Here is a 23,392-nt window from a genome sequence, read left to right on the forward strand (position 1 = left end):
TTCTCAATCTCCCAGGGGCAGCCGGTTCGGGCCACCCCGGTATTCGTCCAGCGCCAGCTTGATGCGGCGCAGGCGGTCACGGGTCTCCTCCTGGCGCGCCATGGCCAGCTCGGTGGCCAGCAGGTCGATGGCCAGCATCATGGCGTAGCGGGAGGCGGACGGTTTGTAGATGAAGTCGGTTTCGTCGGTGCGCACGGGCAGCACTACATCGGCAATCCGGGCCAGGGGCGAGTCCGCATCGGTCAGCGCCACGATGCGGGCGCTGTACTGCTTGACGATGCGCGCGCCGGACAGCATTTCCGGTGTCAGGCCGGAGGCCGACAGCATGATGACCGCATCGCGTTCTTCCAGCGTGGCCGCCACCATGCGCATCAGCACGGCGTCGCTATAGGCCGCCACCGGATAGCCCAGCCGCACCAGGCGCGACTGCATTTCCTGCGCCAGCACGGCGGAGGCGCCGCCCATGCCGAACACGTAGATCATGCGCGCATTGCGCACGATGTCCATGGCCTGTTCGAACAGGTTTTCCGTGTACATCGGCAGGTGGGCGCGCAGGGTGCTTTCGATATCGGCGTAGATGCGGGCGTAGAACGTGCTTTCCTCCGCCGGCGCGGCCCGGTCCAGGAAGCGCGTGCCCACCGCGCTGGCCTGCGCCAGCTTCATCTTCAGGTCGCGCGTATCGTCGCAGCCCACCGATCGGGCGAAGCGCGAGATCGTGGCATTGCTCACCCCGGCCTTCTCGGCCAGCTGCTCGACCGTGGCGGCGGCGGCGTGGATGATGTCGTCCAGGATGGCGTCGGCCACCTTGCGCTCGGTGGCGCTAAGCGCATCGCGGCGGCTGCGGATCTGGTAGACGATATCGCGGACGGTATTCATGCGGGGGCTCCGGGCGTGGGCATTCAGGCGTTCTGCAGTTCATCGACCCGCACGCAGGCCGCAAAATGGTTGGTGCCCACGGCAGTGGCCTCGGGTACCTGTTCGGCGCAGACCGGCAGGGCGTGCGGACAGCGGGTACGGAACACGCAGCCCGAAGGCGGATTCATGGGGCTGGGGATGTCTCCCTTCAGCAGGATGCGCTTGCGCGCGGCGCGCGGATCGGGCACCGGCGCGGCGGACAACAGCGCGCGAGTATACGGGTGGCGGGGCCGGGCATAGACCTCGCGGGTCGGTCCGCGCTCCATCACGCGGCCCAGATACAGCACCACCACCTCGTCGCACAGGTAGTTGACCACCGCCAGGTCGTGCGCCACGAACAGCATGGTCAGGCCCAGGTCGCGCTGCAGATCCTGCAGCAGGTTCAGTACCTGGGCCTGGACGGACACATCCAGCGCCGACACCGGCTCGTCGGCCACGATGAAGTCCGGCTCCACGGCCAGCGCGCGGGCGATGCCGATGCGTTGGCGCTGGCCGCCGGAGAACTCATGCGGATAGCGCTTGCGATGATCGGCATTCAGGCCGACGCGGGTCAGCAGTTCGCTGATGCGCGCTTCGCGGCGGTCGCGCGCCAGGCCGTGGGTATCCAGCGCCTCGCCGATGATCTCGGCCACCGTCATGCGGGGGTTGAGGCTGGCGTAGGGATCCTGGAACACGATCTGCATGCGGCGGCGCCAGGGCAGCATGCGCTTTTCGTCCAGCTTGCTGATGTCGGTGCCGTCGAAACTGATCTGGCCGCTGGTGGCCGCCAGCAGGCGCAGCAGCGCGCGGCCGGTGGTGGTCTTGCCGGAGCCGGACTCGCCGACCAGGCCGACGATGGTGTTGCGCGGCACGTCGAAGCTGACGCCGTCGACCGCGCGTACCACCGGCGCGTCGCGGCGCGACGATGTGGGGAAGTGCACGCGCAGGTCGCGCACGCTCAGCAGCGGATCGGTGGATGAAGATGCAGTCATATCGTCGCAACCTTGATGCAGCGCGCGCGATGCTCCGGGCGCACGGGTAGCAGTTCCGGCACCGCGCGGGTACAGGCCTCGTCAGCCAGGGGACAGCGCGGCGCGAAAGTACAGCCGGCGGGCAGGGCCAGCACGCTGGGCACATTGCCCGGGATGGCGCGCAGCCGTTCGCCGGACGCCAGCAGCGCGTCGGTGGGCAGGCAGGACAGCAGCCCGCGTGTGTACGGGTGCGTGGGGCGTTCGAACAGGTCGTAGACGCCGGCGTCCTCGACCACGCGGCCCGCATACATCACCGCCACGCGATGGGCGATCTCCGCCACCACGCCCAGGTTGTGGGTGATGAACAGGATGCTCATGTGCAGCTCTTCCTGCAGGCGCCGCAGCAGGTCCAGAATCTGCGCCTGCACGGTGACGTCCAGCGCGGTGGTGGGTTCGTCGGCGATCAGTACGGATGGGTTGCAGGCCAGCGCCAGGGCGATCATGACGCGTTGGCGCATGCCGCCCGACATCTGGTGCGGATACTCGCCGATGCGTTTGGCGGCGGCGGGGATTTCGACGCGCTCCAGCATCTCGCGGGCACGCGCCATGGCCGCCGCGCGGCTGCCGCCTTCGTGCTGCAGCACGGCTTCGGCGATCTGGTCGCCCACCGTGTACAGCGGATTCAGGCTGGTCATCGGCTCCTGGAAGATCATGGCGATCTCGGCGCCGCGGATGCGCCGCAAGGTGGCGGCGCTGGCGTGGGCCAGGTCGTGCACGGCGCCGGCGCGGTCGCGGAAGTGGATGCTGCCGCCTTCGATGCGGCCCGCCGGCTTGGGCAGCAGGCCCATGATGGACAGGCTGGTCACCGACTTGCCGGAACCGGATTCACCGACGATGGCCAGGGTTTCGCCCTTCGCCAGTTCGAAGGTGACGCCGTCCACCGACTTGGCGACGCCGTCGCGGCTGTGGAACCAGGTCTTCAGGCCCTGGACGGACAGCACCACGTCCTGGCCCATTGCCGCGGCGCCATCGGCGTAGTCGGCGCTCACGCTGGTACTCATGTTCGCGCTCATTCTTCAAAGCTCCTTGCGCAGGCGCGGATCGAGCACGTCGCGCAGACCGTCGCCCACCAACTGCAGGGACAACACCGACAACACGATGGCGATGCCCGGAAAGATCATGATCCAGTCGGCCGAGCCCATGTACTGCTGGCCGGCGTTGATCATCGTGCCCCACGTGGGAATGTCGGGCGACACGCCCACGCCCAGGAAGGACAGGCCGGCCTCCGCCAGGATGGCGTAGGCGAAGATGAACGTGCCCTGCACCAGGATGGGCGACACCAGGTTGCGCAGCACGTGCACGGTGACGATGCGCCAGGTCGATACGCCAAGGGCGCGCGCGGCCTCGACGAAGGGCAGTTCGCGGATCACCAGGGTGGAGGCCCGCACAATGCGCGCCAGCCGCGGCGTGTACACGATGCCCAGGGCGATCACCACGTTGATCACCGACGGCCCCAATGCCGCCACCAGCGAGATGGCCAGCAGGATGTCGGGAAAGGCCATCATGGCGTCGATCAGGCGCGACACGAACTTGTCGGCGCCACGGAAGAAGCCGGCCAGCAGGCCCAGGGCGATGCCCAGCACGCTGGACAGGATCACCACCGCGAAGCCCACGGTCAGCGACAGGCGGCCGCCGTAGACCACGCGGCTGAACACGTCGCGGCCGAAGTCGTCGGTGCCGAACCAGTGCGCGCCGCTGGGCGCCTTGAGGCGGTTCATGATGGACAGCTTGTAGGGATCGTAGGGGCTGATCATGGGCGCCAGCAGCGCGGCGGCGATCAGCACCACCAGCACGATCAGGCTGATCAGCACGGTCTTGCGCGACACCAGCAGGCGTAGCACCTGCCAACGATCCGCGCCGGCCTGGACAGTAACGGGAGAAGACATCAGTAGCGCACCCGAGGATCGACCAGCAGGTAGAGCAGGTCGATGAGCAGATTGATCAAGACATAGATGGCGGCGATCACCAGCAGCGCACCCTGGATCACCGGGTAGTCGCGCCGCAGTACCGCCGACACCACCAGGCTGCCCACGCCGGGCAGGCCGAACACCGTTTCAGTGACCACGGCGCCACTGACCAGCAGGGCCGTGGTCAGGCCCAGTACCGTCAGGATGGGAATCAGCGCGTTGCGCACCGCGTGCTTGAGGATCACCTTGCGTTCCGGCAGGCCCTTGGCGCGTGCCGTGCGCACGTAATCGTCACGCAGAACGTCCAGCATGCTGGCGCGGATGAAGCGGGTGATCAGCGCGGAGTTGACCAGGCCCAGCACCACGGCCGGCAGGATCAGGTGCGTCAGCCGTGTGCCGATGGACGCATCGGGACCGCCGTAGCCCGACACCGGTAGCCAGCCCAGCTTCACCGAGAACACCTGCATCAGCAGCAGGCCCAGCCAGAAACTGGGCACGCTGGAGGTGAACATGGAGAAGCTGAGGACGGACTGGTCCAGCGTGGTGCCGCGCTTGACCGCGGACAGTATCCCCACCGGCAGGGCGATGGCGCTGGCGATGACCAGCGCCATCAAGGTCAGCCAGAACGTGGGCTCGGCGCGGTCGGCCAGAGCCGACAGCACCGGCTTGTTCAGGAAGATGGACTGGCCCAGGTCGCCTTTGGCCAACTGGCCCAGCCAGGTGACGTATTGCACCGGTAATGGCTGGTCCAGTCCCAGGCGGGTGCGCAGCGCGGCGATGTCCTGCTGGCTGGCCTCCGGTCCCAGCATCACCGCCGCCGGATCACCCGGCGTGACCCGGATGATCACGAACACGATCGTGGCCACCAGGAACATGACCGCGACCAGGCCCAGCAGACGGTTGATCAGATAGCGCATTTATTTCGCCGCCTTCCAGGCGTTCCAGAAGTAGGGCCACGGGGCCGGGGTCACGCCCTGCAGCGCCGGGGATTTGGCAGCCACGGCGTTGAAGTCGCCGACCTTGATGAAGGGCACTTCGTCGAAGATGGCCTGTTGCACGTCGGCCCAGCGCTTGACGCGTTCGTCCTGGTTGGTGGCGCGGTTGAAGGCATCCAGCACCTGGTTGCGGCGGGGCGTGTCCCACCAGCCCGGCGCGTCCTTGGACGGGAAGTCGATCAGCGCCGGTTCGGGCAGGAAGGGGCTGTGGGTGATGAAGATGTCCCACAGGGCGGGGTCCTGGCGGCGTTGCGTCAGGGTGGCCCAGTCGACGACCTGCATGTCGACCTTGAAGCCGGCCTGCTTCAGGTATTCGGCGGCGACCAGCGCCATCTTGTAGTGGAACTCGTATTGCTGGCTGGTCAGGATGCGGATGGTGCGATCGCTGGAACCGGAGGACTCAAGCAGCTTCTTGGCGCCGGCCACGTCGCCCTTGTTGTACACCTGGGTGCCCTGTGTCGTGTGCCAGGGGTAGCCTTCCGGGTACATGGCGCCGTCGACCGCGTAGTAGGCTTTGTCGCCGAAGGCGGCGAACAGCATGTCTTCTTCGTTCAGCGCCATCTGCACGGCCTGGCGCACCTTCACGTTGGACATGATGCCTTGCTTGGTGTTGAGCACCAGGCGTGGCCAGCCGAAGGGCTTGAGCAGGACGGCTTCGGATTTGCTCGACTTCAGCTTGCCGGCGGACTCCACCGCGATGGAATCGACGTATTCATATTGGCCGGCCACCGCGGCTTCGATGCGGGTGTTGGCATTGCTGACCGGCACGAAGCGGATTTCGTCCAGGTACTGCTTGCGGGCGCCGCCATAGCCGTCCGGTTCGCCGGCGCGCGACTTGTAGCCGTCGAAGCGCACCAATTGCAGGTACTGGTCGGGCACGCGCGCCTTCAGCTTGTAGGGGCCGGTGCCAATGAACTCGGTCAGTGGGTTGGCGATCTTGGCCTTGGGCAGGACGACGGCGGCGGCGTTGTTCATCGCCAGCAGGGCGGTCAACGGGGCGTAGGGCTGCTTCAGCGTGATCGTCACCGTATGGTCGTCGGTGGCGGTGATGCCGGTGATCAACTGGGCGGCCTGCTTGCCGCGCGAGGCCACCGTGGTCCAGCGCTGCAGCGACGCCACGACGTCAGCCGCGGTCATCTTGCTGCCGTCGTGGAAGGTGACGTCCTGGCGCAGGGGGATGGTGTAGGTCAGGCCGTCGGTGCTGATCTTGGGCAGCGTGTCGGCCAGCAGCGGCGTCACGTTCCACTTGGCGTCGAAGGTGTACAGGGTTTCGAAGATGTGCTGGCTGAGGATGCCCACCAGGTCGGCCGTGCTGGCCATGGGATCCAGCGTGGGCGGCTCGCCGATGGTGGCGACCGACAGGGTGCCACCCTTGACGGGGTCGGCCGCGTGCGCGCCGCCGGCCAGGAAGGCCAAGCCCAGGGCGCTGGCGAGCAGGAAGTTCTTCAGCCCGTCGCGGCGACGGGAGATCGTTGCGTTCATGTAGCGTGCTCCAAAGGTGGGGGGCCCAAACGGCCTGATGTATTTCTTGTTGCCGTGCTTCAGAAAAAAGTCTGTACCGCTTCGAGGACTTGATAGTCGTCGTTCACCAGCAGGACCTGCTTCCACTTGTCGAAGGTCAGGCAGGGGTGCGAGATGTCGAAGCCGATCATGTCGCCGACCTGGATGTCCGCGCCGTCGTCGATCTGCATGAAGGCGTGCTGGTCCATCATGGCCGTCAGCTTCCAGGCTGGCGGCGCGTTGGCGGGCTTGGTGGCCGCGGCGGCTGTCGCTGGCGTGGCTGCGGTTGCGGCGGCCTTGGCGGTCTGGCCGGTCTGCTGATTGGGGCGGTAGTGCAGGGCGGGCGTGGGCAGGCCGGCGTCGAAGGCGGCGTCGCGCTTGCCCAGGCCGATGATGGCGCGGCCCGGCTCCGGCAGGGATTGCACATAGGCCCAGACCTGCAGCGCCGGCAGCAGGCCCGGTTCCATATGGCGCGCCACCTCGTTGTTGGCGTTGATGCGGGTGGCGGCGCCGCGGTAGATGCCGACGTCGTGGCTCAGGTAGCAACCGGGACGCAGCACGATTTCCAGCGGCCGGCCGATGTCCAGCCCGGAGAATTCCTCGGCCACCACGTCATACCAGGCCGAGCCGGCGCCGGAGATCAGCGCCGGGCTGTCGGTGGCCAGCTGGCCGTTATCCTGCAGGTTGCGCAGAGTGCCGGTGGCGCGGCGCAGGAAGGCGCGGATCTGGGCTTCGTCTTGCAGTACGCCTTCGTAGATCTCGATGCCGGACAGGGCCAGGGCGCCGGGCCACTTGGCGATCTCGGCCAGCAGGGTGTCCAGTTGCTGGTCGTCGCGCACGCCGGTACGGCCGCCGGCCACGCCCAGTTCGACCAGCACGCGCAGCGTCTGGCCGCGTGCGGCGAAGAAGGCGCCCAGGGCGGCGGCGTTGGCGGCCGAGTCGACGATGCAGTAGAAGGTGAAATCGGGGTCGCGCAGCAGGTCGGCAACCAGGGCCATGTTGGCGCGGCCGACCAGTTGATTGGCCATGAGGATGCGGCGCACGCCATGCCGGTAGGCGGCGTTGACCTGGGGCGCGGTGGCCAGCGTGATGCCCCAGGCGCCGCCGTCGAGCTGGCGCTTGAACAGCGCCGGGCTCATGGTGGTCTTGCCGTGGGGGGCCAGTTGCACCTTGTAGGCACGGATGAAGCGCTGCATCCATTCCAGGTTGTGGCGCACGCGGGTTTCGTAGAGCACCGCCACTGGCAGGCTGACGTCCTCGGCGAGCAGATTCCAGGCCATGGCCGGAACCTGCTCCAGGCTACAGGAGCCGTCCAGCCGGCCCAGGCCTTTGCCGTCTGCGTCGAGGGGAGGATAGGGGTGGATCGTCGTCATGGATAACCTCGGCTGGCGGGTGATCGGGCGCCTTGGCGGGCCGCGGCCGCGCTTTCTGGCAGGGATCGTTTTCAAGCGTCGGTGATGGCTAGGCTGAAAATAATTACCAGATCACCGTATTTTTTTAATTATCCTGAAAATAATTTACAGCCGCAGTCGGGGTTTTCCCAGGGGGAAGGGGGAGAGGGCGGTTAGGGGCAAGGCCCCTTCACCGGCTTCACATCTGGTGTAATACCGCGATGAACGATCTTTTCAAGGCCAAACCCATTCCCCCTCTGGCCGAAGCGTTGCGGCCGACGACGTTGGACGAGGTGGTTGGGCAGTCACACCTGTTGGGGCCAGGCAAGCCCCTGCGCCTGTCCTTCGAATCGGGCCGCCCCCATTCGATGATCCTCTGGGGCCCACCCGGTGTAGGCAAGACCACCCTGGCGCGCCTCACCGCCTCGGCCTTCGACTGTGAATTCATCGCCTTGTCGGCGGTGTTTTCCGGCGTGAAGGACATCCGCGCCGCCATGGACCAGGCCGAGCGCAACCTCAGCCTGCACAAACGCACCATCCTGTTCGTCGACGAAATCCACCGTTTCAACAAATCGCAGCAGGACGCGTTGCTGCCGTATGCGGAATCGGGACTGGTGACCCTCATCGGCGCCACCACCGAAAACCCGTCCTTCGAAGTCAACTCGGCGCTGCTGTCCCGTTCCCAGGTCTACGTCCTGAAATCCCTGACCGAGGACGAACTGAAGCTCCTGGTCGAAAAAGCGCGCGAACAGGTCCTGTCTCATCTGAACTTCGACGAGAAAGCGGTCGAAACCCTGGTCGGCCTGGCGGACGGCGATGCCCGCCGCATGCTCAATCTGCTGGAGCAGACCAGTTCGGCGGCACAGGCCGCGAAGATCACGGACATCGACGCCACGTTCATCGAGAACGCGCTGACCCTGAACGCACGCCGTTTCGACAAAGGCGGCGACAATTTCTACGACCAGATCTCGGCCCTGCACAAATCCGTACGCGGCTCCAACCCGGATGCCGCCTTGTACTGGTTCACGCGCATGCTCGATGGCGGTGTCGATCCCAAATACCTGATGCGCCGCATCGTGCGCATGGCGTGGGAAGACATCGGGCTGGCCGACCCGCGCGCCATGCAGATCGCCAACGACGCCGCATCGACCTTCGAACGCCTGGGCAGCCCGGAAGGGGAACTGGCGCTAGGCCAGGCCGTCATCTATCTGGCGGTCGCCGCCAAGAGCAATGCCGGCTACAACGCCTTCAACCAGGCCCGCGCTTTCGTGAAACAGGACCGCAGCCGCGAAGTCCCCATCCACCTGCGCAACGCCCCCACCAAGCTGATGAAAGAGCTGGGCCACGGCCATGCCTACCGCTATGCGCACGACGAACCCAACGCGTATGCGGCCGGTGAAACGTACCTGCCCGACGGCATGCGCGAACCGGGTTGGTACCAGCCGGTCCCGCGCGGCCTGGAAATCAAGATCGGCGAGAAACTGGCTGTTTTGAAGCAGTGGGATGAGGAAGCCAGGAAGAAGTGAACGGGTAGTTGCTACCGTGCTTCATCTTCTTTTCGTCGCAACCAGTCCAGGATATCCGTCCTGTCCTCGTTCAGCTCCGCGACACGTCCCGCCGTGGCGGGCAAGGACTGGGAGAAGCGAACCGGAAAGCCCGGCCCGTCCCCCCGGGCTTGCGCGTTCACCACGCCGCGATGCCGGACATGATCGTTCTCGAACACCTCGTCATACTCCAGGACAGGCGCCCACGGCAGGTCCAGGCCTGCCAGCCGTTCCTCCCATTGTGCCCGCGTGCGGCTGGCGAAGATCTCGCGCAACTGGCGGTTCAGATCGCGCTTGGCGGCGAGCCGCCCCGCTCTTTGCGCATAGGCCGGATCGCGCAGAAGTGGAAAGTCCGCGCCTAAGGCATTGACCAGCGCGTCCCAGAACTTCTCTTCCAGGATGCCCAGCGCGATATGCCGGCCGTCGGCGGTTTCGAAAATGTCGTTGTCCGGCATGACATGGTCCAGGCCCATGCCTGGCCCGCCATGACGTTGTACGGCGTCGACGCCCGGCGCCATCCAGGCCGTCATGGCATCATGGATGGACACATCCAGATGCTGCCCCTCGCCTGTCTTGCGCGCGTGGTCCGCCGCGGCCAGGATGGCCAGGGCGGCATGCATGGCTGCGCAGTAATCCGACAGGCGCAGCCGTGGCCGCGCCGCGACGTCGCGAACTTGCGACGGCACCGCCCAATAGCCGCTCAATGCCAGGTAGTTGATATCGTGGCCGGGGCGGTCGGCGTAGGGGCCGGTCTGGCCAAATCCGGTAATCGAGCAGATCACCAGGCGGGGATTCTCCAAGGCAAGGGTCGCGGGGGCCAGACCCAGGCGTGCCATCACCCCAGGGCGGAAGCCTTCGATCAGGACATCGCTGGCCCGTGCCAATCTCAGCAATGTCGCGCGATCGTCCGCTTGTTTGAGATCCAGCATGATCGACGGCTTGCCGCGGTTGTACTTCGCATAGGTATCGCGGCCGAGCGCGCGTGACGTGTCGCCCCCCGGCTTTTCGACCTTGATGACCGTTGCGCCCAATTGCTGCAATAGCTGAGCGGTGTAGGGCCCAGGATGCAGTTGGCCCAGGTCGAGCACCACCAGTCCGCTCAGATACCCTCCGTGCGTGCTCGTGTCGATGCCGTGCAGGCTCATCGCAGCAGTCCCTTGGCGATCGTATTGCGCTGAATCTCGCTGGTGCCCGTGACGATGCGGTACAGGCGCAGACGCCGAAAGATGAATTCGACCGGATGATTTTTCGTCACGCCCACATTGCCGTGTATCTGCATGGCCTTGTCGGCGATCTCGAAGCAGCGTTCGGACACGAACAGCTTGCACATCGACGCCGTCTCCCGCACGTCCTCCCCGGCATCGGCGCGCTCTGCCGTCGCCAGCACCATCTGCTCGCAGGCGTACAGTGCTGTCGCCATATCGGCCAGCATGTGCTGGATGGCCTGGAAACGACTGATGGGGCCGCCGAATTGCTGGCGGTGGTGGGCGTACTCCAATGCCAGCCGCAGGGCTTGCCGCGCCAGGCCGATCATGGTCGGACAGTGCAGCAGGCGGTTGACGCTGACGCGGTTCATGGCAATGCGAAAGCCCTGGCCCGGCTCGCCGATGAGATTGCGGCGCGGCACGCGTACCTGGTCGAAGAGGATGTCGGCATCGACATATTGCCCGGTCATGGGTACGCAATCGTAGGTGAGCGTCACGCCCGGCTGGTCCAGGTCCACGAGCAGGGCGGATATGCCGTCGGCGCCCTTGTCCGGGTCTGTCACGCACATCACCACGGCGAAGTCCGCGAACGTCGATGCGGAGATATAGTGCTTTGTGCCGTTGAGGATATAGTCCTCGCCATCGATGACCGCCGTGGTTTGCAGGCGGGTCGCATCGGACCCTGACTGCGGTTCGGTCATGGCGAAGCATGCGCCGCGTTCGGCGTTGACCACCGGCAGGATGTAGCGCTCGCGCTGATACGGCGTGGCGTATTGCGCCAGGCTGCCGATGCGCGAAGGCCCGCCCCAGTCGCCCAGCACATGAGGGAACAGGATGGCGCCCGAGGCCGCCACGTCGTCCTTCAAAACACAAAGGGCGCGATAGCTCAGGCCCTGGCCGCCCAGCTCCGGTGGCAGTTGCGGGCCATACAGGCCCAGCGCATGCGCCCGTCGCCATACGGATCGCACCAGTTCGCGCGAAAACTTGTCTTCATAACCGAGCCCCTGGTCCTTCTCCATGGGGATCAGCTCTTCTTGCAGGTAGCGCTGCAAGGTCTCGCGCAGGCGCGGTAGCAGCGGGTCCTCGATGCGAGTCATGGCGCACTCTCCTCCGTATGTTGTGTACGAAGCAAAGCTTGACAGTCAACGGGGGCAACCGCGATTATCTTCCGCCTGCTTTCGATAACCGGGCGGAATCAAATGAGACTGGAAGACCTGGACTACTTTCTGGCGGTGGCGCGCAGCGGGCACGTAGGGCGCGCGGCCGAGCAGTTGGGCGTAAGCCAGCCGGCTCTGACCAAGGGTATCCGCCGCCTGGAGGAAGAGCTGAGACTGCAGCTGTTCAATCGCACGCCCAAGGGCATGGAGCTGACCTTGCCAGGCCAGGCGTTCTACCAGCGCTCGCAACAGGCCCGACTGGGGCTGGACGATGCGCTGCGTGAGGCCGCGGACCTGCACCGTGGCACGGTAGGTCTGGTGCGCGTGGGCGTCACCCCGCTGCTGGCCGAGCATTTCTTCAATCCGGCCTGTGTCGAACTTCTGGCCCAGCGGCCGGCGGCCCGCTTCAGTGTCACCGTGAATCTGAACGACGCATTGCTGACGGCATTGCGGCAGGGCGAGCTGGATTTCATGGTTTGCTCGCTGCATGAGTCGACATTGTCGTCCGAGTTCGAGCGCATGCCGCTGTTTCCTGACAATCTCTATGTGGCCGCGCGCGCCAGCCATCCGCTGTTCAACCGCAGCCGCATCGTGCTTGCGGATCTGGCGCAATATCGCTGGCTGTTGCCCGGTCCGCAAGTCGCCGCGCGGCGGTGGCTGGAAACGCGCTTCGAGCAGCGTGGCGCGCCGCCGCCGGAGGTGGTGATCGAATCCAATGCCGCGGCGGCCAACCTTGTCAGCATCCTGCTCAACACCGATCTGCTGACGCTGACCAGCGAGATCACGCTGCGGTCCAGCGCGGGGCGAAACCTGGGCGTGGTGCCGCTGGAGGATGTGACCTGGCACCGGGAGATCGGCATCCTTGCGCCGCGGGGCAGCTACCGGTCGCCCCTGGCGCAACGCCTGATCGACATCCTGACGGATCATGCGGCCGCATGGCGCAAGGCGCCGGGTTGATGGGCGTTTATTCCGCGTGCAGTCCCAACTGCTTGATGAGCGGCCCGTAACTGTCCGACTCAGCGCGGACGCGCGTGGCCAGTTCATCGGGTGTGCCCGCGATCGGCGTGAACGATTGCGTCAGCAGATCTTGCCGCACCCTGTCCTGTGCGACGGCGGCGCGCACGGCCTGGTTCAGCCTGTCCACCACTGCCTTTGGTGTGCCCTTGGGTACGGCGAGCCCCGCCCAGCTGCCGCTGCTGTAGCCGGGGAAGCCGGACTCCGCTACGGTGGCCACGTCTGGCAGGGCCGCCACGCGTTCGCTGCTGGTCACGGCGATGGCCCGTATCTTGCCGGCCTTGATCATGGCCATCGCCGGCGCCACCGCCACCACGCCCACCGAAATCTGGCCGCCGGCAAGATCGTTCAGCACATTGGAGCCGCCGCGATAAGGCACGTGTATCGCATCGATGCCGAAGTGCTGCTTGATGACTTCAAAGGTCAGGTTCATGGACGAGCCTATGCCAGGACTGCCGTAATTCAGCACGCCTGGATGCGCCTTTCCATAGGCGGCCAATTCTCGCAGGTCATGGATAGGCAATTTGTCCGCGACCAGCACCACATGCGGCGAGATGCTGATGCCGCTGACCAGTTCGAAGCCGCCGATCGGGTCATAGGCAAGGTCCGGCGCCAGATGCTTGGCGATGGGAAAGTTGCCGCCGTATTCCAGCACGGTGTAGCCATCCGGCGCGGCATTGGCCGCCTTCATGCCGCCGATGTTGCCCCCGCCGCCGCTGACGTTTTCGACGATGACATTCTGCTTGAGATTTTCGCTCATGGGCTGGGCCACCAGGCGTGCCACGTAATCCAGCTGGCCCCCGGCGGAGAACGGCACGATGAAGCGGATGGGCTTGGCTGGGTAGCTGTCGGCTCGCGCGGCAGTGGGCGCGGCGCCGAGCGACACGGCGGCTGCCAGGCAAAGGGTGATGAAGCGCATAGGCACGATGTCTCCTCGTATTTGATTGGAACCGACGCGCGCGTTCGTGGACGGCGCGTGTCACGGACCGACGCAGGAAGCGCGTTCCGGGACGGCTTAGATGTAACCCGCCCGCCTGGGTACGCCGATGCCGACGCGGCGGAATCCGATAACGCGGCGTCATGATGGCGACCGATAACGCGGCGGCATCGGATTTTGCGTGTCCGTTATGCCTTGCGGCAACGCACTGCCGCACCATCCGCTTACACGAGCAAGGCGGGCGTTGCCGCCGACGAAGGAGACATCCATGAATCAGGGACGATATACCACTCGCAATGCGCGCTACTGGCGCGACCGACCGGCCATCCTGTTCGGCGACAGAAAGATCAGTTTCGGTGAATTGGAGACACGGTCCAACCGCCTGGCGAATGCCTTGCTGGCGCTGGGTCTGGGCAAAGGCGACCGCGTGGCCATCCTGGCATGGAACTGCCCGGAAATCATCGAGCTGGAGTGCGCGCTGTACAAAGCGGGGCTGGTCAAGGTCGCCTTGAACGCGCGGCTCTCTGCACAGGAAGTGGTGGATACCCTCAACAACGCGGCGGCCACGGTCCTGATCGTAGATCCGGCCCATACTGAACAACTCGCATCGATCCGCGGCAAGCTGGACGACGTGCGCCATATCATCGTGACAGGCAATAGCGCAATGGGCGGTGAAGCGCCCGAGGTCTGGCGGCCGTACGAAACGTGGATCGCCTGCGCGGCTGACAGCAACCCGGACGTAGCTGTCGCACCGGACGACCTTGCCGTGTTGCATTTCACGTCCGGCTCGACGGGCAAGCTGAAGGCTGCCATGCAAACCGTGGGCAATCGTCTGGCGTCATTGCGCAAAGTGGTCATGGGCCGCATGCGTGCGGCCCCTGGCGAAGTACTCGCGCTGGCGGGGCCCATCACGCATGCCAGCGGCATGTTCATGCAGCCGTTTCTATTCCAGGGGGGCACCATCCTGCTGCAGGACCGCTACGATCCAGATGTTTTCCTGGCCGCGGCGGCGCGCCATCGCGCGGCGTTCAGCTTCATGGTGCCCACCATGCTCAATATGTTGATCGCGCATCCGGACTTGCGCCGGCACGATCTCAGCGCGCTGCGCCAGATTTCCTACGGCGGCGCGCCCATGGCGCCCGCGCGCATCCGCGAGGCCTGGGAGACGCTGGGACCCATCCTCAGCCAAGGTTATGGTGCCGGTGAGACGACCGGCGGCATGGTGATGCTGGATCGCAGCGACCACGCCTATGCCATGTCCCGACGGCCCGAACTGCTGGGGTCCTGCGGGCGCGTATTTGGGGAAGGGGAGCTGCGGCTGGTGACCGACGACGGCCGCGAGGCGGAACCGGGAGAAGTGGGGGAGATCACCGTGCGGGGCCCGGATGTCTTCGCTGGCTATTGGCGTGAGCCTGAACTGAGCGCGAACGCGCTGCACGACGGCTGGCTGCACAGCGGCGATCTGGCGCGCATGGACGAGGAAGGATATCTCTTCATCGTCGATCGCAAGAAGGACATGATCATCACTGGTGGCTTCAACGTCTATCCCACGGAAGTGGAACAGGCGCTGTACCAGCATCCGGAGGTCTATGAGGCTTGCGTATTCGGCGTTCCCGACGACAAGTGGGGGGAGGCGGTGAAGGCGGTCCTGGTGCTCAAGCCGGGCGCGACGGCGACGCAGGCGCAACTTTCCGAGCACTGCCGTGGGCTGCTTGCGGATTTCAAGAAACCGCGCAGCATAGAAATCGTCGGCGAGCTGCCCAAGAACGCTAACGGCAAGCTGGCCCGCAAGCAATTGCGCGATGGATACTGGGCGGACCGCGACCGGCAGGTGGGTTAAGGCTGGAACTGATGTCTGGTGTCAGGGGTTTGCTTTGTTCAGGCACTGCCTTATCCCCTCGGGATAAGGCGTCTTTTTTACTGGCCCGATCAATGCCTGCAGCGCCGAGTCGTCCATGATGACGGGTTGGGTCAATAGATAGTGCATCTCCACCATCTCGCGCATGAACGGGTTGAACAGGCCGATCAGGCGCAGCATGGCCTTGCCTGCCACCCGCCGTTTCAGTCTTCTGCCGGTCAGGCGTTCCATCTCGGCTAACAACTCCTGTTGAGTCGTCACGCCTGCCCCGGCCAGGTGCCAGATCTTGCCGTATGCCGCGGGAGTGCTGATCAGCCTGGCGACGACGGCGCCTACGTCGGGCAGGAACACGAATTCATGCGGGCGGTCCAGCGGCCCAACCATGTCCGCCGTCCCGCCATGGGCAGCCGCCTGGATCGCACCATGCAACAGGCTGGCCTCCACGCCTGGACCGTAGAAGTCCGGCAAACGCAGCACCGCCGCATTGATGCTTCCGGCCGCGTGCGCCTGCATCAGGATGTCTTCCTGCTCCTTGCGCATGCGCCCCTTGAAGGTGTGGGGCTCGCGGGGATGATCCTCATGCACCGGTAAAGACCGGGGCAGGCCATAGGGATACACGGTGCCGATCAGGAGAATGTTCTTGACGCCTGCACGAATGGCGCCGGCCAAGGTCTTGCGCATCAACTGCGGGTGCAGGTCGAACCGCGTGTAGTCGACGCCGACCAGATAGACCAGTGTCTCGACGCCTTGGGCCGCCGCCTCGACCGATGATGGTATATCGGGATTCCATGTAACGATCTCGGCGTGGGGATAGTCATCGAATGCCTGGCGCAGGCGGGCGTCATTGCGCCCGACAACGCGGTATGGCAGGCCTTGTGCGCTGAGGGCCGAGGCAATGCCCTGGCCCAGGGCGCCGGCGGCGCCGAACAATGCGATCTTGGGCAAAGCGTCTACTCCCTGTGAGATTGTTGTTGCAAGAACCTCATTATGCGAAGTTGACCCATAAATGAAAATTGCATAAATTCTGCTAGCAGCTATACATAAATGAATAGGGTGGCCAGCATAGAACCGAACTGGGAGTGGTATCGCACGTTCCTCAAGGTCCTGGAAACCGGATCGCTCTCGGCGGCTGGGCGTGAGATGGGCTTGACCCAGCCGACCGTGGGCCGCCATGTGGATAACCTCGAAGCGGCGCTGGGGCTCAAGCTGTTCGTCCGTTCCTTCGACGGATTCTCTCCGACAGATGCGGCGTTGGAACTCAAGCCCTACGCCGTCGGTATCGCCGCCCACTCCGCGGCGCTGCGCCGGGCTGCCGGCAGCCACGGCACGGAGGTTCGCGGCACCGTACGGCTGACGGCCAGCGAAATCATCAGCGTGGAAGTATTGCCGCCTATCCTGGCCAAGCTTAGAAGAGACCATCCCGCGCTGAACGTCGAGTTGCTCATGTCCAACAGGGCAGATGACCTGCTTCAGCGAGAAGCAGACATCGCCGTGCGCATGTTCAAACCCGAGCAGGACGCATTGGTGGCCAAGCGCCTGGGCAGCATCGAGGTGGGACTGCATGCGCACAAACGCTACCTGGCCGGCCGCGGCACGCCCGACTCCATCGCCGCGTTGGCGGGACATGCGCTTATCGGTTTCGACGGCGAGAACGCTTTTCTTCGCAAGTTCCAGAGGCGCTTCCCCTGGTTCTCGCGCGAGGCGTTGGCATTCAGGACCAACAGCGACCTGGCGCAACTGGCCGCCATTCGTGCCGGCTTCGGCATTGGCGTCTGCCAGGTCGGATTGGCGGCAAGGGATCCTGCAATGGTCCATATCCTGCCCAGGCAGTTCTCGTACAAGATGGACACATGGGTAGCGATGCACGAGGATCTACGGGCCAGCCCTCGTTGCGCGGTGACGTTCGCTGCACTGACCGCAGGCTTGAGCGCCTATATGCGGGCTAGCCTCCCCGGAGACTGAGAGTGATCGCCGTGCAGAAATCTACTGATGCAAATCAGGCGCCTTGCCAGGCGCCATTTTTCTATACTGATCGCAGCAGGAAATTGGCTCCTGTCCGGTCGTCCGGCGCCATGTCTTGCTGACATCCCTCGAGTTTTTTACAGGAACCCCATGTTCGCCAGATTCCATGCGTCCTGCGTGATTGCCTTCACTGCCCTCGTATTCGCTCCGGCGGCGCCAGCCCAGACGAAAAGCCAGATGCAGGCGTTGCAGGCCGCCGACGAAGCTGTCGAACGGGCCACGGTGCACTCGGGTGTCGTCAGCGTGATCGATCAGGCGAAGGTCACCCTGCCCGCGGGCGTGGACTTCATTCCCGCGGACGCATTCAATCAGCGCCTGCTGGCTCTGGGGGGAGAACCCGACGATGCGGTGGGCGTCTTCACTCCCGCGGCCAAGTCCGGGAAAAACTGGATGGTCGAGGTCTACTTCAAGCAGTACGGCCATATCAAGGACGACGATACCAAGGACTGGGACCAAAAGAAGCTGCTGCGGAATCTGCAGCGCAACTATGAGCGATTGAACGAGCAGGGACGCGGCTCTGGCGAACTTGAAATCGAGGCGAGAGGCTGGCTGCAGCCGCCGGAATATGACCGGGTGCACCACAGCCTGATATGGGCGATCGATGGCGGGGTAAAGGGTGTGCCACGGCGGGCCAATGGGAGTGAGCGTTGCTCCGGCGTGATGCTTGGACGAGAGGGCTTGATCGAGCTGAGGCTGACGAGCGACAGGAGCAAGCTTGCGGCGGACATTCCCGTATTGCGGCAGCTGCTGGACAACCTCGCGTACAACGAGGGCAAGCGTTACCAGGACTTCAATGAGTCCACCGACGAGGCGGCAGACTTCAGCCTGGCGCTGCTATTGGGAGCGCACGCTTCCGAGTAAATGCTCGATGCCATGAGCGCCATTGTTCCGCGGCCTACTGGAAAGCGTCCAGCGCACCGGCCGCCGCGAAAACGCCGATGGTCTGCTTCACCTGCGACCGCAGATTGCCGCGGAGGGCGGCAAGGTCTTCGCCCATCAAGGCTTTCAAAATCATGGGTGGGATGATCGCGTCGAGCATCTGGGCGGCAACGATCCGCGCTTGGCGCCTGCTTGCTGCGAGCGCAGCGCCCTCGAGCGCGCGCGGCGAGTGTTCAGCCATTATCTTCGCCACCGCGTCCAGCGTGCGCGACTTGCCGGCTTCGTTTGTCAGTTGAGCCAGCGCCGGAAAACGCGGCGCCTCGGCAATCACCATCCTGATCAAGCCGATGACCTCATCGCTTAGTAATCGCATGGCGACCGTTTCGGCCAGCAATATCAGGTGCTGCTCCAGCGATGCCGATTGCGGCGCCTCGTACGCGGCGCGCAGGCTGCGTTCGCAGTTTCGCTTGACCACTTCGGCAAACAACGCTTCCTTGCCGCTGTAACGGCTGTAGAGCGTTGCCTTGCTGGCGCCCGCCGCCTTGGCGATGGCGTCCAGCGATGCCTGGCCGAAGCCACGCTCAAGGAAGATGGTCGTGGCGGCATCGAGTATCCGCTCTTCGACGTCTCCCGCCATCGCGCTCGACGGCCGGCCCTTCTTGCGCGAAAACATCGTTTTCAGCAACAAGCAGTGCGCAGGCGTGGCATCGGTGGGCTTGGATGCGCGTGTCACGAGTCTTTCTCGAACAAGGGGAGGGGGCTCATCAGGCAAATTTTTCGAATTATCCCACTTTTCCAGAAATAGAACGAAACCGTTCCGTTCTATTATAGAATCCATTCCACAGTCATCTTGGAGATTCCCATGGCGGGAAGTGAAAGCGACAACAGTACGCCGGCCGGCGCGGAACAGGTTGATGGCGGGAAGGATCTGGTAGACGAAACGGGCCAGCCCATCCAGCCCGCGCGCCCGCGCAGCAAGCGCCTGAGAACGATCATAGGTGTGGCGGTGCTGCTGGTCTGCGTGGTGGCAGGCACGGCCTGGTGGCTGCGCGGCGCCCATTACGAGAGCACCGACGACGCCTTCATCGACAGCGATCAAAGCCAGATCGCGTCGCAGGTGAACGGCCGCGTGGTCGCCCTGCTGGTCACCGATAACCAGCACGTCGAAAAAGACCAGCCGCTGCTCAGGCTGGACCCGCGCGACTACGAAGTGAAGCTTGAACAGGCGCAAGCGCAGCAGGCGAACTCCGAGGCTCAGGTTGCGCAAGCACAGGCCGACCTGCAGTACCAGATTGCCAATCTGGGCCAGCAGACGGCGCAGGTCCAGGTCGCGCAGGCAGACCTGACGCAGGCGCGCCAGGATCTGGCACGGTTTACGGGCACCGACCCGGCCGCCATTACGCGCCAGCAACTGGAGCAGAGCCAGGCGACCACCAAAAGCGCGATCGCCCGGCTGGACAGCGCCAGGCAGGCCGTGCGGGCGGCTGAGGCCCAGGTGGCGTCGCAACGCACGAAAATCGATGCGGCGCAGGCATTGGTACGGCAGAACAAGGCTGACGTCGACAACGCGAAGCTGCAACTGAGCTACACCGAAGTGCTGGCGCCGCGAGCAGGCAAGGTCACCCGCCGCACCGTGAATCTGGGCAACTACGTTACGCCAGGCCAGGCCTTGGTGGCGGTCGTCCCGGACGAAATGTGGGTCACGGCCAATTTCAAGGAAACGCAGCTGACCCATATGAAAGTGGGGCAGGCGGTCGAGGTCAGCGTTGATGCCTACCCGGACGAAAAGCTGCACGCACACATAGAAAGCCTGCAGCGCGGGACCGGCTCGGTCTTCAGCAGCTTGCCGGCTGAAAACGCCACGGGTAACTATGTCAAGGTCGTGCAGCGCGTTCCCGTGAAGATCGTCTTCGACGGCGACGACTGGCGCCATGTGCCGCTGGCACCCGGCCTTTCCGTCACCCCGCGTGTCACGGTGCAATAAGCATGGCAGATCCCTACGCAGCGTTACCCAGATCGGCGGCGGGCCCCTACAACCCCTGGTTGATCGCGGTCATCGTATCGATCGCGACGTTCATGGAGGTGCTCGACACCACCATCGCGAACGTGGCGCTGCGCCATATCGCCGGCGGCCTGGGCGCGAGCCTGGACCAGAGCACCTATATCACCACCAGCTATCTCGTCGCCAATGCGATCGTCCTGCCGATCAGCGGATGGCTGGCGAACGTGATCGGCCGCAAACGCTTCTACATGATTTGCGTCATCCTGTTCACGGTCAGTTCCGTAGCGTGCGGGTTCGCCACATCGCTGGAGATGATGATCTTCTTCCGCGTGTTGCAGGGCTTCGGCGGCGGCGGCCTGGCACCGGTCGAACAGAGCATCTTCGCCGATACCTTCCCGCCGGAAAAGCGCGCGATGGCGTTCGCGCTATACGGATTCACTGTCGTAGCGGCGCCGGCCATCGGGCCGATGCTGGGCGGCTGGATTACAGACAACTATTCGTGGCACTGGGTGTTCCTGATCAATCTGCCCGTGGGCGTGCTCTCGCTGGTGCTGACAGGAATGTTCGTCAGTGACAGCAAGCTGGTGAAAGAGGAAAGGCGTGCCCTGCTCGCTAAGGGGTTGCGCATCGACTACCTGGGTTTCGCCCTGGTGGCGGCCGGATTCGGCAGCCTGCAGATCGTGTTCGACAAGTTCGAGCGCGAGGATGGCTTTTCGTCGAATTTCATCTGCGCATTCACGGCAATCGCGGTCATTGCCTTGGTGGCGCTGGTCATACGGGAATTGACCACGCCTCACCCGATCGTGAACCTGCGCCTGTTCAAGTCACGCGCCTTTGCCGTCAGTTGCAGCGTGATGTTTGCCTTCGGCTTCATCATCAACAGTTCAACCCAGATCCTGCCGCAGTTCACACAGGAATTGCTGCACTATGACGCCACCAACGCCGGACTGACGCTGGGGCTGGGTGGTGCCATCCTGTTGTTGATCATGCCGATAGCGGGTGCCGTGACCGGACGTGTATTCCAGCCCAAGTGGCTGGTCATGATGTCGCTTGCCGGCACGGGCGTGGCGTTGCTTCACGCGTCGGGCCTCAGTCTGAATGTGGGGTTCTCGGACGTATCGATGGCCCGGCTCTACCAGGTCATCTGGCTGCCGTTCCTGTTCATCCCGCTGTCGACCGTGCAGTTCATCGGCATCCCGCCGAAAGAGAACAACAATGCGTCGGCGCTCATCAACATGATGCGCAACGTCGGTGGAAGTTTCGGGGTATCGCTGGTGACCACGCAACTGGCGTGGCGGGCGCAGTTTCATCATGCGCGCCTGGCCGAGCACGTTACGCCCTACAACGGTTTCTCCGGCTCGCTCGGGTCGATCGCCACACAGGTACAACAGCAGGCTTCGGTGATGAGCTATCTGGACGTGTTCGTCGTCCTGGGCATCATCGCGTTGCTGCTGTGTCCACTTTGTTTGTTGTTGCCTAAGCTGCCGAAGGGGGCACAGGTAAATGCGCACTAATCTTCTGTGGGTTCCACTCGTCGCCTTTCTGGCGTCCTGCACGATGGGACCCGATTTCCAGCATCCCGAGTTGCAGACGCCGTCACAATGGTCACGGTCCCCGGCCGCGGCTGCCGATGCCGCGCACGCGGTGGCGGTCCCCGAGCCTGTCGATACACGGTGGTGGAACAGCTTCGGCGATCCCTTGCTGACCGAGCTGGTCACGCGTGCCATGGACAGCAATCTCGATATCAAGATCGCCATGGCGCGACTGGCCGAGTCGCGGGCGCAGTTGGGGCAGACCAGGGCGGACGCCTTTCCCACCTTGAACGGCAACGCTTCCTACACGCGCCAGTTGGAAAGCGCGGACGGCGTCATCGGCCTGCTTGGCGGCAGCGGCTCGTCGTCGGCCACGGATACCAACGGGCTGGGTGGCAGGCAGGGCGGTGTGCCCCAGTCCTCCGGGACGGCCTTGCCGGCATTCAATCTGTACCAATATGGCTTCGACACCTCGTGGGAACTCGACCTGTGGGGCAGGGTAAGGCGCACGACGGAAAATGCCCAGGCCACGGTGGAGGCGCAGAACGAAGCGCGGCACGATGCCATCGTATCCACCGCCGCCGAAGTCGCCCGCGACTATCTGAACCTGCGCGGTACGCAGGCGAGGCTGCGCATCACCCGGGAGAACCTGGCGTTCGCGCAGCGCACCGTTGAACTGACGACCGAGCGCGCAAAGCACGGATTGTCTACGGACCTCGACGTTGCCAATGCGCAAAGCCAGGCTGAGTCGAATGCCGCCGAGATTCCGCAGGGTGAACAGCAGGAAGCACAGCTGATCAATGCCATAGGCATTCTGCTGGGAGAGTATCCACAGGCGCTCGCCGCGCAACTGAAGGAAGCGCCCGTGGTGCCCGCGGTGCCACCGCGCGTGCCGGTAGGCCTGCCGTCGGAGCTGGCGCGCCGCCGGCCGGACATACGCCAGGCAGAGGCGCAATTGCACGCGGCGACCGCGAGCATCGGTGCGGCCAAGGCGGATTTTTTCCCGAAGATCACGCTATCCGGCAGTGCCGCCATGCAGGCCACGCAGTTCTCGAACCTGGGCAGCTGGGACGCGCGCAGCTATAGCTTCGGCCCCAGCCTTTCCATTCCCATTTTCGAGGGTGGCCGCCTGCGTGCGACCTTGGCCTTACGGGAAGCGCAGCAGCAAGAGGCGGCGATCACATATCGCAAGACGGTGTTGACCGCGTTCCGGGAAGTCGACGATGCCATGACGGGCTTCGCTGCCGAACAGCGGCGCCGCGATCGCCTGGAAGCCAGCGTGCAGGCGTCGAAACGGGCGTTGGATCTGGCGAACAAGCGTTATATCCGCGGCTTCTCGAATTACCTCGATGTGCTGACCGCGCAGAAGACCTTGCTGACCAACGAGCAGCAATGGGTCGACAGCACGGCCACGATTTCGACCAATCTGGTGTCCTTGTACAAGGCCTTGGGTGGCGGGTGGGATGTTCTGCCCGAGGAATCGCCGGAGAAAAAGTCAGCGCTCTAGAACCTGGTTGTAGAGCG

20 protein-coding genes are annotated in these 23,392 nt (G+C 64.5%); 8 read left to right on the plus strand and 12 right to left on the minus strand.

The window, feature by feature from the left end:
• Window positions 1-3: 3 nt before the first annotated feature.
• From CEY05_RS23505 to CEY05_RS23535, 7 genes are read right to left on the minus strand one after another with little or no spacing between them, the layout of a single operon-like run.
• Window positions 4-876: a MurR/RpiR family transcriptional regulator gene (locus tag CEY05_RS23505; protein WP_088599683.1), complete on the minus strand. Its 873-nt coding sequence runs from the start codon at window positions 874-876 to the stop codon at window positions 4-6.
• Window positions 877-899: 23 nt separating this feature from the next.
• The gene (locus CEY05_RS23510; RefSeq protein ID WP_088599684.1) at window positions 900-1,886 is read right to left on the minus strand and encodes an ABC transporter ATP-binding protein; all 987 of its coding nucleotides are present in this window, start codon (window positions 1,884-1,886) and stop codon (window positions 900-902) included.
• Window positions 1,883-2,926, minus strand: a complete 1,044-nt coding sequence (locus CEY05_RS23515; RefSeq protein ID WP_233161678.1) for an ABC transporter ATP-binding protein — start codon at window positions 2,924-2,926, stop codon at window positions 1,883-1,885. Before CEY05_RS23515 ends, CEY05_RS23510 begins: the two co-directional genes overlap by 4 nt.
• 15 nt (window positions 2,927-2,941) lie before the next feature.
• Window positions 2,942-3,811 (minus strand): ABC transporter permease, encoded by an 870-nt coding sequence (locus CEY05_RS23520; protein ID WP_088599685.1) that lies wholly within the window; start codon window positions 3,809-3,811, stop codon window positions 2,942-2,944.
• On the minus strand, window positions 3,811-4,749 hold the full coding sequence (locus CEY05_RS23525) for an ABC transporter permease (RefSeq protein WP_088599686.1): 939 nt from the start codon (window positions 4,747-4,749) through the stop codon (window positions 3,811-3,813). The genes CEY05_RS23520 and CEY05_RS23525 overlap by 1 nt, the downstream gene beginning before the upstream one ends.
• Entirely contained in the window at window positions 4,750-6,309 is a 1,560-nt protein-coding gene (locus CEY05_RS23530) for an ABC transporter substrate-binding protein (protein ID WP_088599687.1), read from the minus strand.
• Window positions 6,310-6,368: 59 nt separating this feature from the next.
• The gene (locus CEY05_RS23535) at window positions 6,369-7,700 is read right to left on the minus strand and encodes an amino acid deaminase (protein WP_088599688.1); all 1,332 of its coding nucleotides are present in this window, start codon (window positions 7,698-7,700) and stop codon (window positions 6,369-6,371) included.
• 239 nt (window positions 7,701-7,939) lie between these two features.
• On the opposite strand from CEY05_RS23535, the gene CEY05_RS23540 reads away from it, so the two are divergent.
• Window positions 7,940-9,244, plus strand: coding sequence for a replication-associated recombination protein A (locus CEY05_RS23540; protein ID WP_088599689.1), 1,305 nt, complete (start codon window positions 7,940-7,942; stop codon window positions 9,242-9,244).
• A gap of 11 nt (window positions 9,245-9,255) precedes the next feature.
• Here CEY05_RS23540 and CEY05_RS23545 read toward each other — a convergent pair whose 3' ends face one another.
• Together CEY05_RS23545 and CEY05_RS23550 are read right to left on the minus strand one after the other, a co-directional pair.
• A complete protein-coding gene (locus CEY05_RS23545) occupies window positions 9,256-10,407 on the minus strand; it encodes a CaiB/BaiF CoA-transferase family protein (RefSeq protein WP_088599690.1) in 1,152 nt (383 codons plus the stop codon).
• The gene (locus CEY05_RS23550; RefSeq protein ID WP_088599691.1) at window positions 10,404-11,564 is read right to left on the minus strand and encodes an acyl-CoA dehydrogenase family protein; all 1,161 of its coding nucleotides are present in this window, start codon (window positions 11,562-11,564) and stop codon (window positions 10,404-10,406) included. The genes CEY05_RS23545 and CEY05_RS23550 overlap by 4 nt, the downstream gene beginning before the upstream one ends.
• A gap of 102 nt (window positions 11,565-11,666) precedes the next feature.
• Here CEY05_RS23550 and CEY05_RS23555 point away from each other — a divergent pair, with 102 nt between their 5' ends.
• Complete coding sequence (locus CEY05_RS23555; protein ID WP_088599692.1) at window positions 11,667-12,581, plus strand: LysR family transcriptional regulator; 915 nt, start codon at window positions 11,667-11,669, stop codon at window positions 12,579-12,581.
• Window positions 12,582-12,588: 7 nt separating this feature from the next.
• Here the strand turns inward: CEY05_RS23555 and CEY05_RS23560 are convergent, their stop codons facing one another.
• Entirely contained in the window at window positions 12,589-13,557 is a 969-nt protein-coding gene (locus CEY05_RS23560) for a tripartite tricarboxylate transporter substrate binding protein (protein ID WP_088599693.1), read from the minus strand.
• 286 nt (window positions 13,558-13,843) lie between these two features.
• On the opposite strand from CEY05_RS23560, the gene CEY05_RS23565 reads away from it, so the two are divergent.
• Window positions 13,844-15,415, plus strand: a complete 1,572-nt coding sequence (locus CEY05_RS23565) for an AMP-binding protein (protein WP_088599694.1) — start codon at window positions 13,844-13,846, stop codon at window positions 15,413-15,415.
• A 21-nt stretch (window positions 15,416-15,436) separates the two neighbouring features.
• Here CEY05_RS23565 and CEY05_RS23570 read toward each other — a convergent pair whose 3' ends face one another.
• Entirely contained in the window at window positions 15,437-16,378 is a 942-nt protein-coding gene (locus CEY05_RS23570; protein WP_088599695.1) for an NAD-dependent epimerase/dehydratase family protein, read from the minus strand.
• A 99-nt stretch (window positions 16,379-16,477) separates the two neighbouring features.
• Here CEY05_RS23570 and CEY05_RS23575 point away from each other — a divergent pair, with 99 nt between their 5' ends.
• Both CEY05_RS23575 and CEY05_RS23580 read left to right on the plus strand, forming a co-directional pair.
• Complete coding sequence (locus CEY05_RS23575) at window positions 16,478-17,395, plus strand: LysR family transcriptional regulator (RefSeq protein ID WP_369825983.1); 918 nt, start codon at window positions 16,478-16,480, stop codon at window positions 17,393-17,395.
• A 150-nt stretch (window positions 17,396-17,545) separates the two neighbouring features.
• A complete protein-coding gene (locus CEY05_RS23580; protein WP_158219403.1) occupies window positions 17,546-18,316 on the plus strand; it encodes a DUF2167 domain-containing protein in 771 nt (256 codons plus the stop codon).
• Between the two features lie 34 nt (window positions 18,317-18,350).
• On the opposite strand, the gene CEY05_RS23585 is transcribed toward CEY05_RS23580, so the two are convergent.
• Window positions 18,351-19,067, minus strand: coding sequence for a TetR/AcrR family transcriptional regulator (locus tag CEY05_RS23585; protein WP_158219404.1), 717 nt, complete (start codon window positions 19,065-19,067; stop codon window positions 18,351-18,353).
• 129 nt (window positions 19,068-19,196) lie between these two features.
• Here CEY05_RS23585 and CEY05_RS23590 point away from each other — a divergent pair, with 129 nt between their 5' ends.
• The 3 genes from CEY05_RS23590 to CEY05_RS23600 are packed head-to-tail and all read left to right on the plus strand — an operon-like array spanning window position 19,197 to window position 23,375.
• Window positions 19,197-20,318, plus strand: a complete 1,122-nt coding sequence (locus CEY05_RS23590; RefSeq protein WP_088599697.1) for an HlyD family secretion protein — start codon at window positions 19,197-19,199, stop codon at window positions 20,316-20,318.
• A 2-nt stretch (window positions 20,319-20,320) separates the two neighbouring features.
• The gene (locus tag CEY05_RS23595) at window positions 20,321-21,850 is read left to right on the plus strand and encodes an MFS transporter (protein ID WP_088599698.1); all 1,530 of its coding nucleotides are present in this window, start codon (window positions 20,321-20,323) and stop codon (window positions 21,848-21,850) included.
• A complete protein-coding gene (locus CEY05_RS23600; RefSeq protein ID WP_088599699.1) occupies window positions 21,840-23,375 on the plus strand; it encodes an efflux transporter outer membrane subunit in 1,536 nt (511 codons plus the stop codon). The genes CEY05_RS23595 and CEY05_RS23600 overlap by 11 nt, the downstream gene beginning before the upstream one ends.
• Window positions 23,376-23,392: the final 17 nt, after the last annotated feature.

It is taken from the genome of Achromobacter sp. HZ34 (genome assembly GCF_002209485.1).
Lineage (GTDB): Bacteria > Pseudomonadota > Gammaproteobacteria > Burkholderiales > Burkholderiaceae_B > Bordetella_C.

Excerpts from the sequence above, each read along its gene's own strand:
- CEY05_RS23505 (WP_088599683.1), bottom strand. The coding sequence starts at position 876 with ATGAATACCGTCCGCGATATCGTCTACCAGATCCGCAGCCGCCGCGAT.
- CEY05_RS23510 (WP_088599684.1), bottom strand. The coding sequence starts at position 1,886 with ATGACTGCATCTTCATCCACCGATCCGCTGCTGAGCGTGCGCGACCTG.
- CEY05_RS23515 (WP_233161678.1), bottom strand. The coding sequence starts at position 2,926 with ATGAGTACCAGCGTGAGCGCCGACTACGCCGATGGCGCCGCGGCAATG.
- CEY05_RS23520 (WP_088599685.1), bottom strand. The coding sequence starts at position 3,811 with ATGTCTTCTCCCGTTACTGTCCAGGCCGGCGCGGATCGTTGGCAGGTG.
- CEY05_RS23525 (WP_088599686.1), bottom strand. The coding sequence starts at position 4,749 with ATGCGCTATCTGATCAACCGTCTGCTGGGCCTGGTCGCGGTCATGTTC.
- CEY05_RS23530 (WP_088599687.1), bottom strand. The coding sequence starts at position 6,309 with ATGAACGCAACGATCTCCCGTCGCCGCGACGGGCTGAAGAACTTCCTG.
- CEY05_RS23535 (WP_088599688.1), bottom strand. The coding sequence starts at position 7,700 with ATGACGACGATCCACCCCTATCCTCCCCTCGACGCAGACGGCAAAGGC.
- CEY05_RS23540 (WP_088599689.1), top strand. The coding sequence starts at position 7,940 with ATGAACGATCTTTTCAAGGCCAAACCCATTCCCCCTCTGGCCGAAGCG.
- CEY05_RS23545 (WP_088599690.1), bottom strand. The coding sequence starts at position 10,407 with ATGAGCCTGCACGGCATCGACACGAGCACGCACGGAGGGTATCTGAGC.
- CEY05_RS23550 (WP_088599691.1), bottom strand. The coding sequence starts at position 11,564 with ATGACTCGCATCGAGGACCCGCTGCTACCGCGCCTGCGCGAGACCTTG.
- CEY05_RS23555 (WP_088599692.1), top strand. The coding sequence starts at position 11,667 with ATGAGACTGGAAGACCTGGACTACTTTCTGGCGGTGGCGCGCAGCGGG.
- CEY05_RS23560 (WP_088599693.1), bottom strand. The coding sequence starts at position 13,557 with ATGCGCTTCATCACCCTTTGCCTGGCAGCCGCCGTGTCGCTCGGCGCC.
- CEY05_RS23565 (WP_088599694.1), top strand. The coding sequence starts at position 13,844 with ATGAATCAGGGACGATATACCACTCGCAATGCGCGCTACTGGCGCGAC.
- CEY05_RS23575 (WP_369825983.1), top strand. The coding sequence starts at position 16,478 with ATGAATAGGGTGGCCAGCATAGAACCGAACTGGGAGTGGTATCGCACG.
- CEY05_RS23580 (WP_158219403.1), top strand. The coding sequence starts at position 17,546 with ATGTTCGCCAGATTCCATGCGTCCTGCGTGATTGCCTTCACTGCCCTC.
- CEY05_RS23590 (WP_088599697.1), top strand. The coding sequence starts at position 19,197 with ATGGCGGGAAGTGAAAGCGACAACAGTACGCCGGCCGGCGCGGAACAG.
- CEY05_RS23595 (WP_088599698.1), top strand. The coding sequence starts at position 20,321 with ATGGCAGATCCCTACGCAGCGTTACCCAGATCGGCGGCGGGCCCCTAC.
- CEY05_RS23600 (WP_088599699.1), top strand. The coding sequence starts at position 21,840 with ATGCGCACTAATCTTCTGTGGGTTCCACTCGTCGCCTTTCTGGCGTCC.